This window comes from Candidatus Njordibacter sp. Uisw_039, from assembly GCF_047730075.1.
GTDB lineage: Bacteria > Pseudomonadota > Gammaproteobacteria > Pseudomonadales > Balneatricaceae > Njordibacter.
On the sequence record NZ_CP159831.1, the window covers coordinates 1,215,616 to 1,233,779 of the forward strand.

Genomic DNA, 18,164 nt, shown 5'->3' on the forward strand with positions numbered 1-18,164 from the left:
TAATATGCTTTTTGTTCCATCTTAAACAATCGGACGACATTTTGAAACAACAAGGCTTTGGATTTACGCGTATTCTTCCGCTATTTTTAGCAACAATGGTACTTGCTGCCTGCTCCGGTAACCCTTTACTTAATAACGATGGCGAGAGTATTCTCAGAGACAAAAGCTTAGATTATGCACTATCTAAAGTGATTGATCGTATCGTTGTGCCAGACGGTTTAAACGACGCTCAAGTTCAGAACGATCTGCTCACCATACCACGCGCGCAGTTGACGGAACTAACGACAGGAATTGAAACTGCACCACGGCCTGATTTTGTGTTTGCTGAAGCGGGTAGTAATTCTGCACATTTAATGGGTGGTGTAAACCTAAAACGTATCAGTGTCGCTGGCAATCTAACCAAGGTACAGGGCCAAGTTGCTCAATTTTGGTCAAATCAGGGTATCGCTGTAGAAACTGGGTCGGGCATTAATGCCATTGAGACCGAGTGGTTTTCTCTGTCTGAAAATGCTCTCTCAGATGACTTTATCAGTCGCTGGATCCGAAGTTTAACTAAATCTGACGAAGATATCGCCTATGGGCGGGTGAAAATAGAGTTAAGTGAAACACCAACTGATCGTATTGAACTGTCTTTGTATTTTTTGCAATATACTCAGTTAGAAATCGCTCAAAACCAAACTTTGGATTGGCAAGAAACTGGTCGTGAGTTATCCAATGAGTCTGAAATCACCTTTGAATTACTGCGTTATCTCAGCCGCACAGCACAGGTAGCTCAAAAAACAGATGAAAATAATCTACAACATCACGTGCCTTTGTTGGGCAAAGATCAACATGGACGCCCTTTGGTACAACTTAACATGAGTTATGAGAAGGCCTTGCGAAAGGTTCTTGTGGCCATGTCTTCTTTTGATGTTGGCAGCTACGATGAAGTGTCTAAGAAGGTTTATTTTACCCATGTGAGCCACTTACGGACGTCGGAAGAAATGGCATCTAGCTCTGGTGGAATGTGGGGCTGGTTCAAAGGGTTGCACAGTGCCAAGCCTAGGGAGCCCGGTATAAAAATTAGCCTGTCCCCGTTGGGTGGTGATGAGTCTGCAGACCAAGCAAACGATCGGCCTATTTATTCATCTGATCCAAAGTTATCGGAAAAGAAAACTAGTTTGGCTGATAAGAAGGGTTATAAAATTTGGTTAGGTGGAAAAATAATTTACGTATTCGAAGATGAAGATCAGGGCGACATAAGTGAGACTGGAGAATATACCTATACTGGGCAGTTCCAGTTAAATTTTGAAGAAACATTAACTAGTGTGTACTTGCAAATATTGAATAACGAAGGTCAGCCAGCTGCTAAAGTTTATGCAGAAGAGATCCTTTGGCGCTTACAACAACAATTGGCTCAATAAGATACTTGCTACAGGAGATCTAAGGCATGCAGGCAGTCATGTTGGATGCGGCAACACTAGGGCCTGAAGATCTGGATTTTAGTCACTTACAGGCAGCGGTTGATAGCTTACGGTGTTATCAACACACTCAGCCCGATGAAGTGGTCGAGCGCCTCGCAAATACCCATATTGCCTTAGTCAATAAGGTTGTCTTAGACGCAGCGCGCCTTTCCCAATTGCCCCAACTTAAACATATTATAGTGCTTGCAACAGGGGTTAATAACATTGACTTACAAGCTGCTTCAAAACTAGGCATTAGTGTACAAAATTGCCAAGCATATGGGGTAGACTCAGTGGCACAGCATTGTTTAATGATGATGCTTAGCCTCAGTACTAAAATGCTTAACTATCGGAGTGCAATCAATAATGGTGACTGGAGCCGTAGTGCGCAATTCTGTATGTTAGATTACCCCATAGAGAGTTTGGCGGGGAAAACCCTTGGCATCGTTGGGTATGGAGATCTTGGCAAGGGTGTTGCTAACCTAGCGGGTGCTTTCGGTATGACCATATTGATTGCCGCTAGGCAAGGGCAAGAGCCTAGTCATGGACGTATGGCCTTATCAAATATGTTGCCTCAAGTGGATATACTATCTATACATTGTCCCCTCACTCAAACCACAACTAATTTAATTGATTGGCCTCAGCTTTGTGCTTTGCCAAACACTGCGTTATTAATTAATTGTGCCCGTGGCGGAATCGTAAATGAACCAGCCCTAATTAGAGCTTTGGATGAAGGGCAAATAGCTGGAGCGGGTGTTGATGTCTTGACAAAAGAACCTCCGCCGAAAGATCACCCATTGTTAGCAGTACAAAGAGATAATCTTATCATTACTCCTCATACGGCGTGGGCATCGCGTCAAGCTCGCCAAGCCATCTTAAATCAAGCTGTAGAAAACCTAATGAGTTTAATACCAGGTCAAGCCGTTGTGCGCCAGCTGTAAGTGATTGATTTTTAAAAGTGTCTATAGATGGTGCTCAAAAAGACCTTAGTTTTTGTTGTTTTTATGGGTATTTGTTCTTGACATCCCTAACTCATTGAAATTTATGGTGGGTGTTGTACACATTTTTTTAAACACTGTCATGAATTAAATTAATGACTTAAAATAATCTCATATAAACGAATTGACATTCATAAGATACTGATTTAAAACAATAAAATACATGTGGTTGTTTTTTAACCAGTTTGTTAATAAGGCCCATACAATAGGCTTTGAAGCATTTTTACAATATTTGTTAACATACTTATCCACAGCTTGTGTGCATAAAGTATAGAAGCTCCTGAGGCTTACTATTTGCAGTTACATTAGGCTTATCGCAATTAAATAATACACTCGTTTGTATATAGTTAAATAAGTTTTTTGTTAGTATAATTTGCGACTTAATGTTGGGATTTTAAATAATGCAATGGAGAATAAATTGCAATTCATACGGTTGTTTCTAATAGTGATAGCAGTACTGTCTGCCAATGTGGCTGCTAGTCAATCAGCAACAGACCAAGTTCGATTTTCTAATGGATGGGTCAAAATGCCGATGCCTGGGATGCATATGACGGCGGCTTTCGTTGATATAGAAAACCTAATCACTTCTGATCTTCGATTAATTGCAGTAAGGACTTCATTCAGTGCAATGTCAGAATTGCACGAGATGGTCATGGTTAATAATGTGATGCAGATGCGTCATGCAGGTGATGGCTGGATCATCGCACCAGGGGCTACCCTAAATTTAGCGCCTGGTGGCAAACATGCCATGTTAATGGGCCTTAAGTCCCTATTACAAAATCATTCAGCAACCTCGTTAGAATTTAATATAGAAGGAATGGGTTGGATCTCGGTGCCGGCAGTTGTGAAAACATCCCTGCCTTGATTGTTAATGTTTTACTGTGAAAAATAAGTAACACCCAGTTCGGTCACTATTCCATCGAGGGGTTGGTCATACGACCCCTTAATGACTTGATCCATTTCTTGTGCAGCGTAAGCAACGCCATAAGCTAATACGGATTTTTTTTGTCGTAGTTTTTCTAACGTCCGATCATAAAAACCACCACCGTATCCAAGGCGAAAGCCGCTACTATCAAATGCTAATAAGGGCGCCAAAATAACATCGGGTTCTAATACGTGTTTATCTTCACTCGGTTCACGAGTCCCAAAGTCAGCGCCCTGTAATTCGTCCTTTGGGCGCCATGCGCGAAAAATAAGTGGTTTTCCTGCCCCAAGCATGACAGGTAAAGCCATTTGATGACCTAGGGAGTGTAGCGTATTTAGTAATGGCATGGGGTCAAGCTCATCGCCTAAAGGCCAATACACCGCTACGATTTGATGATTATGTAGCATATTTGAAGCTAATAACTGATGGCATACTTGCTCACCCACGTTTGGGTTTAGAGCAAATGCTGTAGCTCTTTGTTGTTTGGCTTGAATACGTAGTAACCGTTTTTTTTCATCTATCGATGGCATCGCTAATACTCTTAAGTAGGCTCAAGAAAGGCTTGTTTTGATTTACTGGCTAGTACACACTAGATCTCGCTTAAAGCATAGTTTTTTATCACTATTTTAGGTAACAAGATTAAATTTATTTAAGTCATTAGGGTGATTTTATGGCGATTGAAGAACTGCTAGACAAGAATAAAGTGTGGGCTAAAAAAGTGGCTCTAGAACAGCCTGAACTATTTGCTACTTTGGCGCAACAACAAGCACCTAAGTACTTGTGGATTGGTTGTTCTGACAGCCGCGTGCCAGCTAATGAAATTTGTGGAATGCTGCCTGGAGAGCTGTTTGTTCATAGAAATGTAGCTAATTTAGTAAAGCACGTCGATTTCAACTGCCAATCGGTTATTCAATATGCCGTTGATGTTTTAAAAGTTGAGCATATCATCGTTTGTGGTCACTATGGATGTGGTGGTATCAAGGTGGCTATGGAAAATACCAACGCGGGTATAAGCGATTATTGGTTACGGTCAGTTAAAGATATTTTTTTACGTAACCGTGATGAGTTACAAAATTTGCACAATAAGGAAGCGTGTTTGAGCCGTATGTGTGAAATTAACGTGGCCGAGCAAGTGGCTAACTTAGCCCATACAAAAATTGTGCAAACGGCATGGAAAAAAAACCAACCTCTAGAAATACACGGTTGGATCTATGGTATTAATGACGGCGTAATAAAGGACCTAAATGTTAGTCGAAAAGGCTTGGAAGATGTCGATGACATCTATCAAGTGGAGATATGATTATTTAATTAGTTAAAATAAACACCCCTTGAAAATAATTATGAGGACTTGGAATAAACACAATTGCCACCAAATTGTGTTGCAGTTATGTTGGCCAAAGCCTTGGCTGTGCCAATGACATTTATACCCTGTAAAAACCCACAACCGCCATACATAATTTAATAACCTTAGGTCTGTTGGGTGATCTCTTAGTAAATGAACAACATAAAGACTTAACTGAACCTCAGTTGTACATAAAACAAGCGCTTTTTTTGGCCTAAAATTGTGGTAAATTTGACTTTTAGTCCTGTCCCAAATTGACGATCACAGTGTAAAAGTTAATTAAGGAGTGGAAGAGTGGAAGAGCGGAGAATGTTATGCCCAGAACCATAGAATTTGATACGCCAGTGCAATTGTTGACTGAACGGCTTAAGTTGCGCCAGTGGCGACCCCGTGATTTGCCTGTATTTGCTGCCATGAATGCAGACCCAGAGGTGATGAAATTTTTCCCAGCGCCTTTAAGTCGACAAGAAAGTGATGCAATGGCTAATCAAATTGGGTCTTTAATTACCGCCAATGGCTGGGGTTTATGGGCCATAGAACGATTAGAAGATGAGCGCTTTATTGGATTTGTTGGTTTACACGAGCCCATGTATGTATTCCCCTTTAGCCCTTGTGTTGAGATTGGCTGGCGTTTGTCGCGCGACACTTGGGGCCAAGGTATGGCAACAGAAGGCGCTAATGAGGCATTAAAATTTGCCTTTGAAGGCCTAGGTCTAGATCAAGTAGTATCCTTTACACCTTCGGTAAATGCTCGTTCACGTGCGGTAATGGAGCGTTTAGGCATGGTTAATAGCCAAGCTGACTTTGACCACCCAGCCCTAGAGGACGATGACTCTTTGCTGCGTCATGCGCTTTACCACATCAATAGAGATCATTGGCAGCAGCGATAATTTGTTTTAATGAGTTCCTGGTTGCCCCATTGCTGGCGCTAGCTTTTGGTGGTGATTAAGCTAAATTTTAGCCTTTTCCTAGTATTAAGCTTTAGACCTTATCACTCAGCTCTTACACCTCAGCTCTTACACTATGGTGTTAGCGTGATCGTTATAGACTTGACTATCCATTATTAAGTGCAAACGTTTTCCAGTGTAAGGTGAATTGGCTTTCACCACGTCCATGTTTAACTCTATACCTAAACCAGGTTTAGTATTAGGAATAATATAACCTTTTTGCCAGTCAATTTTTTCCTCAACCACTTCTCCATGAAAACCATCCCAAATACCGATACTTTCTTGAATTAAAAAGTTAGGTGTAGCCGTTGCCAGTTGAATACTAGCTGCTGCTCCTACGGGTCCATTATACAAATGAGGGGCTATCTGGCAGTAATATACTTCGGCTAAGGCAGCGATTTTTTTAGCTTCCAAAATGCCGCCTACCCGGCCTAAGTTCATTTGCAAAATAGACGCAGCCTTGTGCTTCAATACGTCGTGGAATTCATATTTAGTGGTTAACCGCTCGCCGGTTGCAATAGGAATACTGGTTTTGGCCGCAACTCTAGCCATAGCTTCAGGTTGGCCAGGTGGCACTGGTTCTTCAAACCACAAAGGGTCATAGGGTTCTATACGTTGGGCTAAACGAATGGCTGAGGCTGGGGTCATTTGGCCATGGGTACCAAATAATAAGTCACAGTTATTGCCCACCGCATCACGAATTTTGCGGCAGAAAGTTTCACTGCGCTGTAAGGCAGCGAGTGAAATTTGGTGGCCAGAATAGACACTATAAGGTCCAGCTGGGTCAAACTTAAGAGCGGTAAAGCCTTGCTCCATGTTCTTCAGGGCACATTCAACGGCTAAGTCTGGGCAATAGTAATCATGCTCGCCTTTGCTGTTGGTAGGATAGAGGTAGGTATACGAACGTAATTTATCATGAACTTTGCCGCCTATCAGCTCATACACAGGTTTGCCGGCAGCTTTACCTATAATGTCCCAGCAGGCCATTTCTAGGCCGCTAAAGGCCCCCATCATGGTGAGGTCTGGGCGTTGGGTAAAACCACTAGAATAGCATTCGCGATAAAAACGTTCGATATGATGGGGGTCGTGTCCTTTTAGGTAACGGTCAAATACGTCATCTAACGCTTTCGCCATCACCTCCGGATGAAAGGTAGAGGCATAGACCTCCCCCACACCCTGTATGCCACAACTGGTTTGTAGGGTGACAAAAATCCAATACATGCCACCAATATGAGGTGGGGGTACGGCCACAATGTGGCTTTGCATAGTGGCTATTTTCATAACATGTCTCTTATTGTTCTTAATCTAAAGGACTGGCCGCAATATTGCTCTTTTGGGGAATTTTATGCTAGCTATTTTGATATTGATACATGTGCAAAGAGACAACTGGTTATTAATAGTGCGATTGTGGTGTTAGCTTTAACTCAGGCCCATGGCAATAAAGTGCGGATTTAAAATATCTGCCTTGCCATAAACCATGGACTGTCCAGAGGCTTGTTTAACACTTCCTCCAGCACCTTCTAACACCGCCTGCGCTGCTGCAGTATCCCACTCGCATGTGGGCGCTAGGCGGGGGTAATAGTCTGCTAACCCTTCGGCAATACGAATAAACTTAAGTGAGCTTCCAGCCTGAATGAGAGTGCTTGAGCCTAGCTGGTCTATGAGTTGCTTGGTAGCATCATTTAAATGGCTTTTACTGGCTAATACACGGATAGGAATTTGTGTTTTAACACACTGAATGTAAGAGGCATCTTCTAATTGGTTTTGCAGTTGCCTAAAGGCGCCGAGCCGATTGCCTCCCCAATAAACATGGTTAGCCACAGGTACACCTACCAATCCAAAACTAGGCTTATTGGCCTCAATTAGAGCCAAATTAACGGTAAATTCACCGTTTTTGTTAATAAATTCTTTAGTGCCATCTAATGGGTCTATGAGCCAATAACAGGTGTTGTTATGGGCAACGCTTAAGGAGTTTGCATCTTCTTCTGAGACTACAGGAATGCTAGGTGTAAGCCGTTTGAGGCCTGCCATAATATAATGATGAGCCGCCAAATCAGCTGCTGTTACTGGCGATTCATCCAACTTGTTTTGCACATTAAAGTTGTCACTATGGTAAATTTTCAAAATGACGTCGCCAGCATCACTGGTGAGTTGGACTAACTCTGACAACAATTTTGGGTTAGACATTATAGTATCAGCTTGACTCATGGTTATAGCTCCAATTCTGTAATTACTTGCGCAACAAGTTGTTCAGCAATGTGTTCGGCAGTCAATACACTGGTATCTACTTCAAAGTCAGGGTTTTTTGGTGCCTCGTAAGGGCTGTTGATACCAGTAAAATTAGGAATCTCTCCGCGCCGCGCCTTTTTGTATAATCCTTTTGTGTCGCGCTGCTCAGCTACGTCTAAAGGGGTATTAACAAATATTTCTACAAACTCGCCGTCTTCAAAACGTGCTTTAGCCGCATGGCGTTCAGCTTCGTAAGGCGAAATAAACGCGGTGAGTACCACTAAACCCGCATCCACCATTAATTGAGCTACCTCGGTAACGCGGCGAATGTTTTCCACTCGGTCGGCTTCGGTAAAACCCAGGTCTTTATTAAGGCCATGGCGCACGTTGTCGCCGTCTAGCAGGTAGGTACGAATACCTTTTTGGTGTAACTTTTTTTCTACCAAGTTGGCAATGGTAGATTTTCCAGAGCCACTTAAACCAGTAAACCATAATACTTTACCAGGGTGACCATTGAGCTGATAACGATCTTGCTTAGCGACTGTTAAGGCTTGCATATGAACATTGCTGGAGCGGCGTAGGGCGTGTTTAATCATGCCAGCGGCTACTGTTGCGTTACTAAAGCGATCGACTAAAATAAGGCTACCTAAAGGTTGGCAATCTGCGAAGGTTTCGAAGGCCACGGCTTTGTCTAGGCTTAGTTTTACCACCGCAATGTCGTTTAAGCCTAAGGCTCTTGCGGCGTTGCGCGCTAACGTATTAACGTTAATGGTATGTTTAATGTCTGTTATCTGTGCGTTGACCCAGTTGCTGCCAATTTGTAAACCATAAGAGCGGCCTATAAATCCCTGTTCTTGGTCCATCCAGATCAGGTCCACTTCAAATTGATCAGACACTTGGCAAGGCGTTTGGGCTGCTACGAGCATGTCTCCACGAGAGACATCGACCTCTCTGTCTAGGGTGATGGTGACGGCCTGGCCGGTAAAGGCTTTAGGTAACTGGTGTTCAAATAAAATGATGTCTTTTATTTTGGCAATGGAGCCAGAAGGCAGAATGCGGATTTCATTACCTAGTTCAACCGCACCAGCTGCCACAGTGCCAGAAAAACCATGAAAATCTAGGTGAGGGTGGTTAACCCATTGCACCGGCATTCTAAAGGCATGTTCATCTAATTTTTGAATAGTGGGCACCGTTTCTAAAAACGCGAGTAAGGTTGGGCCTTTAAACCAAGTCATTTGGCTTGAACGGGTAACCACGTTATCACCTTTTAAGGCGGATACAGGGATGGTGGTTAGTTTTTTGAAATCCAGCTGCTTGGCGAACTCTGCAAAATTTTGTTCAATGGTTTCGAAGATGGATTGTTGGTAGTCCACTAAATCCATCTTATTGATGGCTAACATCACGTGCTTAATGCCCAACAATGAACAGATCAAAGCATGACGCCGAGTTTGTTCTAATACGCCTTTACGGGCATCAATGAGTATAACGGCAAGGTCTGTAGTGGAGGCCCCAGTGACCATGTTGCGAGTGTATTGTTCGTACCCAGGGGTGTCTGCCACTATAAATTTACGTTTATCGGTGTTAAAAAATCGGTAGGCTACGTCGATGGTAATACCCTGTTCTCGTTCAGCAGCTAGGCCGTCTACCAATAAAGAGTAATTTATGTCACCACCTTGGGTGTCGTAAGTAATTGATGCTTTTTGTAACGACGAGACTTGATCATCAAAAATGCATTTGGCTTCGTAAAGCAGGCGTCCAATTAATGTTGACTTGCCATCATCCACGCTACCGCAGGTAATAAAACGTAATAGATCCAATTGGTTTTGTTGTTGCAAGAAATGATCAACAGGATTGGCTGGTGAATTGGTAGTAGTCATTAAAAATACCCCTCTTGCTTCTTTTTTTCCATGGATCCTGTACTGTCAGAATCGATAGCCCTGCCTTGGCGTTCGCTGGTGTGGGCTTTTAATAGCTCTAGGATTATTTCTTCTAGGTTTTGCGCTTGCGACTCAATAGCGCCCGTAAGGGGGTAGCAGCCTAAGGCTCTAAAACGAATCGTTTTTATGGCTACGGATTCATTAGGCATGAGTTTTAGGCGCTCATCATCTACCATTATGAGCATGCCATCACGTTCGATTACGGGCCTAGGAGCAGCAAAGTATAAAGGCACAATGGGGATGTTTTCTCGGTAGATGTATTGCCAGATATCCAATTCGGTCCAGTTAGATATGGGGAATACACGAATGCTCTCGTCGGACTTTTTGTGGCCGTTGTATAGGTTCCACAATTCTGGCCTTTGATTCTTTGGGTCCCACCGTTGGGTAGTATTGCGGAAAGAAAAAACACGTTCTTTAGCTCGGCTCTTTTCTTCATCCCTTCGCGCACCACCAAAAGCCACATCAAAACTGTATTTTTCCAAGGCTTGTTTTAAACCCTCGGTTTTCATAATGTTTGTATGAAGAGCACTACCATGAGCTAATGGACTAATGTTGCGCTCAATACCATCTGGGTTAGTATGTACAAGTAACTCCATGCCTGCTTGTCGACTTATATAGTCACGGAACTGATACATTTCCTGAAACTTCCAACGGGTATCTATGTGTAATAGTGGGAACGGTGGTGGACTAGGGTAAAAAGCTTTGCGGGCTAAATGCAGCATAACTGCGCTGTCTTTGCCAACGGAGTAAAGCATCACAGGGTTGCTAGCATTGGCCATAACTTCACGCATAATGTGAATACTTTCGGCTTCTAATCTATCAAGCTGGCTGTAACCATCGGAAACAGGGATTTTAGCCTTGGCCCCTGTGTTTATGTAGAGGGTGCTAGGGTAAGCTGCTAATCCTAAAGTTCCTTGCCCACATGATGTGTGCAATTGTTCTTGAGGTTGGTTACGTTGCACTTCACGGGCTATGGTTGTGCAGTGGCCATGGGGTAGGTACAAAGTATCTTTGCCCTTGTAAAAGGTGAGAGCATTTAAGGCCAGTACTAAGGTTACACAAGTAAAAGGGTGCTCAGTAGAAGTGTCCAACCAAATCCAGCAGCGGCCAAGGCGAGCGTCGTTTGCGAATAGCCCTTGTTGACCATTTGTGTTATTGAACAACTGCACCGCTAGCACACTATGACGACGTTTTTTAGCCTGTGTCAATAGATGATCACGTATTTGGGGTTTTAGGTTGCGTCCACTCTCGTCTACGATGGATGTGATGTCTAAGCTGGATGGCAAAAATTGATTCTTCTCTATCCAGCGATCTGCGGCACGGCGGTGCTCTGCTAAACCTAATTCTTGTAAGTAGGTGGCTAATCTTTCGGTATCCCACACTAAGGGTTGGCCTTGTAAGTGGGTTTGATAAAGAGAGTCTAGTTGCATGATGAATTGTCTTAAAATGTAATTTAGTTAAAAAATTAAGTAAAATTATTATTATTATAATAATACTCTATTTTTATTCTTAATCAATACATTTTAAGACATTTTTAAGTTAATGAAGCCAGATGGGTAGAAAGGTTTAGGTAACGGCCTTCTTATTCAAAAATTGAGGTTGGTTCCAGTGCTCGTTTGACATGATATCCACCAACGCATCTACTGTATCCCAGAGGTCTACGTACTTCAAATACAGTGGCGTGAAGCCAAAACGTAGATTATCTGGAGCCCTAAAATCACCCACAATATTGCGCTCTATTAAGGCCTGAATAATGGCGTAGCCTTGGGTGTGTATTAACGACACTTGACTGCCTCGTTGTTCATCGTTTATGGGAGAACCTAATTCAAACCATGGACAGCGTTGTTGGATTAACTGAATAAACAGCTTGCCCATGTGCTGCGATTTAAGTCGTACCTGCTCCATGTCCGCTTTTAGCATCAGGTCTAAAGCCACTTCTAATGCAGCATTGGCTAACACGGAAGGGGTGCCACACATGGCCTGCTCAATGCCTTCTGCACCTTGGTAGTCGTCATTAAACGCAAACGGTTTGGCGTGGCCTAACCAGCCTGTGAGGGGCTGTTCAAACTGGGCTAAATGGCGTTTGGCTACATATACAAAAGCTGGCGAACCTGGGCCGCCATTAAGATACTTATAGGTACAGCCTACAGCTAGGTCGGCATTAAAGCTATCCAAAGAAATGGGCATGGCGCCTGCTGAGTGAGATAGGTCCCACATCATTAACGCGCCTTTCTCTTGTGCAAGCTGAGTGACGGTAGCCATGTCCCACATGGCGCCTGTCTTAAAATGTACATGAGTTAATAATACTAATGCAGTGTCGTCATCAATGGCATGTAATACTTGGTCCCGGGGCAGGGCAACGACTTGAACTTGATCACCTAGTAGTTTGGCTAAACCCTGCAATAAATAAAGGTCTGTTGCAAAATTGCCAGTTTCGGTAATGAGTTTGGTGCGGTCTGGGCGCATTTTTACGGCGGCGGCCGCTAATTTAAAAATGTTAATAGAGGTGGTGTCGCAAACTAACGTTTGACCAGCTTCTGCACCTACTAAGCGGCCAACTTTATCGCCCAATTCTATGGGCTTTTGCATCCAATAATGACAGTTCCAACTGCGGATTAAATCCACCCCCCATTGCTGTTGTATCACCTCATTAACACGGTTTGCAGTGTCTTTGGGTAATACCCCAAGGGAATTACCATCGAGGTAAATGAGGCCTTCTTGTAGGATAAACTCGTCCCTCATAGGTGCTAGGGAATCATTTTGGTCCAATAGCTCAAAGTTTTTTCTGATTAACTTCGTCATGTTATGCCCTTATAAATGGTCTGTGGTTTAAAGACTTGTACGTACAGACCAAAGCTCGGGAAAAAACTGCAAAGACAGGGCTTTTTGTAGGTAATCCACACCAGATGTTCCACCAGTACCGTGTTTGTGGCCAATGATACGTTCTACGGTTTTCATGTGATTAAAGCGCCACTGTTGAAAATGGTATTCCAAGTCTACCAATTTTTCGGCTAATTCGTACAAATCCCAATAGGTGTCAGTGTCTTGATAGACTTTTCGCCATGCAGCTTCAACCTGTGCATTAGGTGAATAAGGTTGTTGCCAGTCTCTTTTAGTATGGGCTACTGGAATATCAAAACCACGCTGCAGGAGCAGTTGCAGGCATACATCGTACAAGCTGGGAGCGTTGAGTACAGTGGTTAAATGTTGGTAATTGTGTGGATGATTTTTATGGGCTTGAATTAATGCAGCATTTTTATTGCCCAACAAAAATTCAAGCTCGCGGTATTGGAATGATTGAAAGCCTGAACTTTGTCCTAGGCTGTCTCTAAAACTGGCGTAGTCTGCGGGTGTCATGGTCACTAACACTTCCCATGCATTCACCATTTGTTGTTGTATACGGGCTACGCGGGTAAGCATTTTAAAGGCAGGGCGTAAATCGTCTTGGGCGATCAATTTAGTAGCGCCATGGGCTTCATGCAGGCACAGCTTCATCCACAATTCAGAGGCTTGGTGGATGACGATAAATAACATTTCGTCATGAGCGTCACTGCGAGGATTTTGTTGTTCTAAAAGACTTTCCAAACCAAGGTATTGGCCGTAACTGATATCTTGCTGCCAATGAATATGTTCATCGCTGATGTCGATGGCACTAGATGCGTATGGGCATTTGTAGGTCATAGGTTGTCCTTGTTAACATTTTTTATAGTTTAGGGTGTGTAATTGTTGAAGTAAATGTCATAATTTGGGGGTTAAGTATGAATTAAATGCATATATATGAGTGATCAATGGCGATTAAATTAAGTGTGAGACAGTTACAAATGATTCGGGCTTTGGAGGTGGCAGGCAGTGTGTCTGCTGCTGCTGTCGCCTTGCAGGTGAGCCAGTCGGCCCTGAGCCACCGTATACGCGAGGCAGAACGGTTGTTAGATACGGCTTTGTATAGCCGGCAAAATAAAAAACTGTTGGCCACACCGGCAGGTTTAAGGGTGCAATTTGCTGCGAAAAGGGTGTTAGCAGAATTAGAGCGCGCTGAGCAAGATGTGGCGCACATGAGTGGAGGCGTGACAACAACTGTGCGCTTGGGTTTAGAGGCTTATGCATCGCACCATTGGTTGCCTGAGTTGTATCAGCAGTTATCCATTAAGTGCCCATACATTGGCCTTGAAATTGCCGCTGACGTGGGTTTACATCCTGAGTCAGCGTTACGCCAACAAGCCATTGATATTGCATTGATTTCTGGGCTGCCACCTGCAAGCGACTTTAATTGTATTCATTTGGGTGAAGACCCATTGTTAGCACTAATGGCCAGCACTCATCCCTTAGCACATCACCCAAGTGTGCTACCGGAGATGTTCGCTGATTTTCCTTATGTGGCTTACCATACAAATCCGGAACAGGGCCGTGAATATGACTTAGTGTTTCGGCGTCACCATGTTCTTCCCAGTAATGTAATAAGTGCGGGAGTCACTGAAGCAGTTTTGACTATTGTAGGTGACGGCCAAGGCATCACTATTCTTCCTGCTTGGACTGCTCTGTCGCAAGGGCCGAAATACGGCTTAGTGGCCCGTCCTATAGGTGACGGGGAATTAACAACTCAATGGTACCTTGCCGGCTTACACCAAGTGGCTAATAGAGAAGCTATTTCAGAGGTGATGCGGATGATAAAAAATATAACCAGCTTTAATGACTAATAGCTGCGCCTTGCCATTAATTTAGGTAATATGTTCGCTCGATTTGTCTTAGAAAACACTCTACATGTCTGCTTTTTATAACGTACTTGCTACCAATGATGATCTGCCCATTGCCACAAATCTACCTGTGCACAGTGGCAAAGTACGAAGTGTTTATTGGTTAAGCGCCAAGCAAAGCAAACGCTTAATTGCTAGCAAAGGTTATAATGTGGCTGCTGATGCGCCTTTGGCTGTGATGGTGATTAGCGATCGTATTTCTGCCTTCGACTGCATATGGCACGGTGAAGGTGGGTTACAAGGTGTGCCAGGCAAAGGCGCAGCGCTTAATGCTGTAGCTAACCATTGGTTTACTCGCTTTCGTGAAGCAGGGTTGGCAGACAGCCATATTGTAGATACCCCTCACCCATTAGTTTGGATTGTACAAAAGGCTAAACCGGTGATGGTGGAAGCTATAGCGCGTCAGTTCATTACCGGTTCTATGTGGCGTGCTTATGCGGGTGGTGAACGAGAATTCTGTGGCATAACATTACCAGAAGGTTTGCAGCAGAATCAGTGTTTGCCCGAATTGCTCATTACTCCCTCTACTAAAGGCATTCTTAAGGGTATACCTAATGTGCCAGAAGCTGATGATGTCAATGTTACTCGAGCAGATTTAGAAGCTAACTATCGAGCATTTAACTTTGCCACCCCCACTGATATAAACCGTTATGAAAACTTGTTACGTGATGGCTTTTCTATAATTAGTCAAGATTTAGCAGCCCAAGATCAAGTGTTTGTCGATACAAAATTTGAATTTGGCTACGTGACGGATGCTAATGGTGACGATCAACTCATTTATATGGATGAAATAGGCACACCAGATTCATCTCGAATTTGGGATGGTGCAGAGTTAAGAGCAGGTAAAGTGGTGGAGAACTCTAAAGAGGGTTTTAGACAGTTCTTGCTTAACTATGTTGATGATGCAAATATCTTACTTAATAAAAAACGCATGGTAGAGCGCGCGGCTTTGGCAAGAGACAATGCGTTGCCCTTGGAGGCTATGCAAGATATTTCTGATACTTACATCGGTATTGCCGAGAAAATTATAGGCTGCAAGCTGGCTGTGAGCCAGCAGCCTAAGGAAGAAATTATTGACGTGTTAGACCGAGAATATGGTTTGATCCGTTAGATAACGGCAACCCACCAGTTAACCCATCAAATGCTGCAAGCTATCTAGTGTAGTCTTACTTTCTGTACTCAGTGGCATTACCGGCAAGCGGGTTTCTTCGCTACATAATCCTAATAACGAAGCGGCGTACTTCACACCCGCTGGACTAGGTTCGTTAAACATGGCTGCATGCAGTGGCGTAAGCTCGTCGTGAATGCGCTTTGCTTCCTTATAATCACCCTTAAGGCAGGCTGTTTGCATCGCTGAACAACGGCTAGGTGCAACGTTTGCTGTTACAGAAATACACCCATTACCACCGACTGAATTATATGCAACAGCCGCTAAATCGTCACCAGACAGGTAAGAGAAGTCATTGCCTAGTGCCATGCGTTCTAAACTAATACGTGAAATATCACCAGTGGCGTCTTTTACGCCCACAACGTTAGGTAGCGCCGCAAGTTTGGCCATGGTCTGTGGCTCTATATCAACAATTGCACGTGGTGGAATATTATAAATCACCATTGGAATGTCTACGCCTTGGGCGATGTACTCAAAGTGAGCATAAAGGCCCTCTTGGTTAGGGCGGTTGTAATATCCGGCGACACATAATACCGCGTCTGCGCCTAAATCTTTGGCGTGGCGTGCATAAGCTAAAGCTTCTACTGGGTTGTTAGAACCGGCTCCTGCGATGATAGGTACCCGGCCATTATTTTCCTCAACAACGATCTCTACCACTCGTTTGTGTTCTATTTCAGACAGGGTAGGTGATTCACCGGTAGTGCCTACAGGGACTAAACCATGGGTGCCTTTATCTAGCTGCCAGTTAACGATGCGGCGTAGAGCGGCCTCATCTAACTTGCCGTTAATAAAAGGGGTAACTAAAGCGACGTATGAACCACTAAACATTGAGATGCTTCCTAGGACTATATAGAACTGATTTTAAACCTATGTAAGGGTATCAACAAGCCTGCAATACAGGTTATTTTGCAAGGCCTAGACATTAATGAAAAAAAATGACAACATGTTGTTAACAATCTGCTGTAACAAGGTCAGGTTGACTAAGTTACCTATAATAATAATTAGAGATCTAATCATCTCAAAAACAGTGAGAATAATATGTCAAAAGTAAATCCCTCCGTCTACAGCGATGCAAACCTAACCCCCCCAATGCATGAAGCGCTGCCGTTGGGGCTGCAACATGTCCTTGCAATGTTTGCCTCTAACGTAACACCTGCAATTATCGTTGCTGGTGCCGCCGGTTTGGCCTTTGGAGGCGCCGAACAGGTGTATCTAATTCAGATGGCAATGTTATTTGCAGGAATCGCAACTCTTTTTCAAACCATTGGGATTGGCCCCATCGGAGCTCGGTTGCCAATCATGCAAGGTACAAGTTTTGCCTTTGTAGGAGTGCTCGCTGGGATTGCAGCAACGCAGGGGCTTGGGGTCGCCTTGACCTCATGCATCATTGCAGGCGCTATTCACTTCGCTTTGGGCGCAGTGATCGTCAGTATTCGGAGCTGGTTCCCTCCGTTGGTTACAGGTTTGGTTATTTTGGCGATTGGTCTTTATCTCATTCCCGTTGGCATCAAATATGCCGCAGGTGGTGCGGCTGACTTTCAAATGGCTGCGGACAGTTTTGGATCTTTAAAGCATTGGTCTGTCGCTTTGACCGTTATTTTGGTGGCTCTGGTGGTTAAATTCAAAACCAATGGCATTTTATCTAATGCGGCGATTTTAATGGGTCTTGTCGCTGGTTATGTTTTGGCCTACATACTTGGGATGGTATCCTTTGGCGCGGTTGAAAAGGCCAGCTGGATTACCGGTCTTCAAGTCATGCCCTTTGGCTTTGAATTCAACTTAGGCGCTGTCATCGGGGTAACTTTGATATCGATCGTGTCGGCGGTTGAAACGGTGGGCGATGCCTCAGCAACCACAAAAGCAGGCGCTGGTCGCGAAGCAACGGACGACGAAATTTCTGGAGCGACTTATGCAGATGGCTTGGGCACAGCCGTTGCCGGTGTGTTTGGCGGTTTGCCAAATACTTCGTTCAGTCAAAATGTGGGCATCGTCGGTATGACCGGTGTCATGAGCCGCCACGTTGTGACCATTGCTGGTGTCATAATGCTAATTTGTGGCCTGTTGCCAAAGGTGGGCGCGACTATCGCCTCAATGCCTTTTCCTGTGCTGGGCGGTGGTGTGATTGTGATGTTTGGCATGGTTGCAGCGGCAGGGATGAATGTTCTGACAGAGGTGTCAATGACCCGGCGTAACATGATTATTATTGCAATATCACTAACGGTTGGTTTGGGTCTCAATTTGGTACCAACTGCTGTGCAATATTTGCCAGGTATCTGGAACACCCTTGCCACATCAGCGGTTGCTCCAACAGCATTTCTAGCAATTGTATTGAACCAGATTTTGCCAGACGATGCTTAAATCACATCCACATACTTAGTTAAGTATATGAAGGGCAACTAAGGTTGCCCTTTTTTTGGTTCTAATA

Annotated in this window: 16 protein-coding genes; 8 read left to right on the forward strand and 8 right to left on the reverse strand. The window is 43.9% G+C overall.

The annotated features are described in order from the left end of the window. Positions 1-41: 41 nt before the first annotated feature. The 3 genes from ABXT70_RS05780 to ABXT70_RS05790 all read left to right on the forward strand — a co-directional run bounded on the left by ABXT70_RS05780 (position 42) and on the right by ABXT70_RS05790 (position 3,305). The gene (locus tag ABXT70_RS05780) at positions 42-1,403 is read left to right on the forward strand and encodes a hypothetical protein (protein WP_443642222.1); all 1,362 of its coding nucleotides are present in this window, start codon (positions 42-44) and stop codon (positions 1,401-1,403) included. Between the two features lie 26 nt (positions 1,404-1,429). Continuing rightward, positions 1,430-2,383 carry a D-2-hydroxyacid dehydrogenase gene (locus ABXT70_RS05785; protein ID WP_443642223.1) on the forward strand — a complete coding sequence of 318 codons (954 nt, stop codon included), beginning with the start codon at positions 1,430-1,432 and terminating at the stop codon, positions 2,381-2,383. Positions 2,384-2,858: 475 nt separating this feature from the next. Further along, entirely contained in the window at positions 2,859-3,305 is a 447-nt protein-coding gene (locus tag ABXT70_RS05790) for a copper chaperone PCu(A)C (RefSeq protein WP_443642224.1), read from the forward strand. An 11-nt stretch (positions 3,306-3,316) separates the two neighbouring features. Here the strand turns inward: ABXT70_RS05790 and ABXT70_RS05795 are convergent, their stop codons facing one another. Beyond that, a complete protein-coding gene (locus tag ABXT70_RS05795; RefSeq protein WP_443642225.1) occupies positions 3,317-3,895 on the reverse strand; it encodes a 5-formyltetrahydrofolate cyclo-ligase in 579 nt (192 codons plus the stop codon). A gap of 140 nt (positions 3,896-4,035) precedes the next feature. On the opposite strand from ABXT70_RS05795, the gene can reads away from it, so the two are divergent. Both can and ABXT70_RS05805 read left to right on the forward strand, forming a co-directional pair. Further along, on the forward strand, positions 4,036-4,665 hold the full coding sequence (gene can / locus ABXT70_RS05800) for a carbonate dehydratase (protein ID WP_443642226.1): 630 nt from the start codon (positions 4,036-4,038) through the stop codon (positions 4,663-4,665). A 356-nt stretch (positions 4,666-5,021) separates the two neighbouring features. Further along, positions 5,022-5,597: a GNAT family N-acetyltransferase gene (locus ABXT70_RS05805; protein ID WP_443642227.1), complete on the forward strand. Its 576-nt coding sequence runs from the start codon at positions 5,022-5,024 to the stop codon at positions 5,595-5,597. A gap of 126 nt (positions 5,598-5,723) precedes the next feature. On the opposite strand, the gene ABXT70_RS05810 is transcribed toward ABXT70_RS05805, so the two are convergent. The 6 genes from ABXT70_RS05810 to kynA all read right to left on the reverse strand — a co-directional run bounded on the left by ABXT70_RS05810 (position 5,724) and on the right by kynA (position 13,501). Beyond that, a complete protein-coding gene (locus ABXT70_RS05810; protein ID WP_443642228.1) occupies positions 5,724-6,935 on the reverse strand; it encodes a mandelate racemase/muconate lactonizing enzyme family protein in 1,212 nt (403 codons plus the stop codon). A gap of 138 nt (positions 6,936-7,073) precedes the next feature. Beyond that, complete coding sequence (gene cysQ, locus ABXT70_RS05815; protein WP_443642229.1) at positions 7,074-7,862, reverse strand: 3'(2'),5'-bisphosphate nucleotidase CysQ; 789 nt, start codon at positions 7,860-7,862, stop codon at positions 7,074-7,076. 2 nt (positions 7,863-7,864) lie between these two features. Continuing rightward, positions 7,865-9,760 (reverse strand): sulfate adenylyltransferase subunit CysN, encoded by a 1,896-nt coding sequence (gene cysN / locus ABXT70_RS05820; RefSeq protein WP_443642230.1) that lies wholly within the window; start codon positions 9,758-9,760, stop codon positions 7,865-7,867. Further along, positions 9,760-10,671, reverse strand: a complete 912-nt coding sequence (gene cysD, locus ABXT70_RS05825) for a sulfate adenylyltransferase subunit CysD (RefSeq protein WP_443642486.1) — start codon at positions 10,669-10,671, stop codon at positions 9,760-9,762. Before cysD ends, cysN begins: the two co-directional genes overlap by 1 nt. A gap of 715 nt (positions 10,672-11,386) precedes the next feature. Beyond that, positions 11,387-12,622 (reverse strand): kynureninase, encoded by a 1,236-nt coding sequence (gene kynU, locus ABXT70_RS05830; protein WP_443642231.1) that lies wholly within the window; start codon positions 12,620-12,622, stop codon positions 11,387-11,389. A gap of 27 nt (positions 12,623-12,649) precedes the next feature. Next, a complete protein-coding gene (kynA, locus tag ABXT70_RS05835) occupies positions 12,650-13,501 on the reverse strand; it encodes a tryptophan 2,3-dioxygenase (protein WP_443642232.1) in 852 nt (283 codons plus the stop codon). A 107-nt stretch (positions 13,502-13,608) separates the two neighbouring features. Here kynA and ABXT70_RS05840 point away from each other — a divergent pair, with 107 nt between their 5' ends. Together ABXT70_RS05840 and ABXT70_RS05845 are read left to right on the forward strand one after the other, a co-directional pair. Beyond that, the gene (locus ABXT70_RS05840; RefSeq protein WP_443642233.1) at positions 13,609-14,514 is read left to right on the forward strand and encodes a LysR family transcriptional regulator; all 906 of its coding nucleotides are present in this window, start codon (positions 13,609-13,611) and stop codon (positions 14,512-14,514) included. A gap of 64 nt (positions 14,515-14,578) precedes the next feature. After that, positions 14,579-15,682: a phosphoribosylaminoimidazolesuccinocarboxamide synthase gene (locus tag ABXT70_RS05845; protein WP_443642234.1), complete on the forward strand. Its 1,104-nt coding sequence runs from the start codon at positions 14,579-14,581 to the stop codon at positions 15,680-15,682. Positions 15,683-15,700: 18 nt separating this feature from the next. Here ABXT70_RS05845 and dapA read toward each other — a convergent pair whose 3' ends face one another. Beyond that, entirely contained in the window at positions 15,701-16,567 is an 867-nt protein-coding gene (dapA, locus tag ABXT70_RS05850; RefSeq protein ID WP_443642235.1) for a 4-hydroxy-tetrahydrodipicolinate synthase, read from the reverse strand. Positions 16,568-16,777: 210 nt separating this feature from the next. Between dapA and ABXT70_RS05855 the strand changes: the two genes are divergently transcribed. Continuing rightward, the gene (locus tag ABXT70_RS05855; protein ID WP_443642236.1) at positions 16,778-18,097 is read left to right on the forward strand and encodes a uracil-xanthine permease family protein; all 1,320 of its coding nucleotides are present in this window, start codon (positions 16,778-16,780) and stop codon (positions 18,095-18,097) included. The last annotated feature ends 67 nt before the right edge of the window (positions 18,098-18,164 follow it).

Bases quoted from the DNA above. Each gene is read 5' to 3' on its own strand.
- cysQ (WP_443642229.1), bottom strand. From the start codon at position 7,862: ATGAGTCAAGCTGATACTATAATGTCTAACCCAAAATTGTTGTCAGAG.
- ABXT70_RS05855 (WP_443642236.1), top strand. From the start codon at position 16,778: ATGTCAAAAGTAAATCCCTCCGTCTACAGCGATGCAAACCTAACCCCC.
- ABXT70_RS05805 (WP_443642227.1), top strand. From the start codon at position 5,022: ATGCCCAGAACCATAGAATTTGATACGCCAGTGCAATTGTTGACTGAA.
- ABXT70_RS05810 (WP_443642228.1), bottom strand. From the start codon at position 6,935: ATGAAAATAGCCACTATGCAAAGCCACATTGTGGCCGTACCCCCACCT.
- ABXT70_RS05785 (WP_443642223.1), top strand. From the start codon at position 1,430: ATGCAGGCAGTCATGTTGGATGCGGCAACACTAGGGCCTGAAGATCTG.
- kynA (WP_443642232.1), bottom strand. From the start codon at position 13,501: ATGACCTACAAATGCCCATACGCATCTAGTGCCATCGACATCAGCGAT.
- kynU (WP_443642231.1), bottom strand. From the start codon at position 12,622: ATGACGAAGTTAATCAGAAAAAACTTTGAGCTATTGGACCAAAATGAT.
- ABXT70_RS05845 (WP_443642234.1), top strand. From the start codon at position 14,579: ATGTCTGCTTTTTATAACGTACTTGCTACCAATGATGATCTGCCCATT.
- dapA (WP_443642235.1), bottom strand. From the start codon at position 16,567: ATGTTTAGTGGTTCATACGTCGCTTTAGTTACCCCTTTTATTAACGGC.
- can (WP_443642226.1), top strand. From the start codon at position 4,036: ATGGCGATTGAAGAACTGCTAGACAAGAATAAAGTGTGGGCTAAAAAA.
- cysN (WP_443642230.1), bottom strand. From the start codon at position 9,760: ATGACTACTACCAATTCACCAGCCAATCCTGTTGATCATTTCTTGCAA.
- ABXT70_RS05795 (WP_443642225.1), bottom strand. From the start codon at position 3,895: ATGCCATCGATAGATGAAAAAAAACGGTTACTACGTATTCAAGCCAAA.
- ABXT70_RS05840 (WP_443642233.1), top strand. From the start codon at position 13,609: ATGGCGATTAAATTAAGTGTGAGACAGTTACAAATGATTCGGGCTTTG.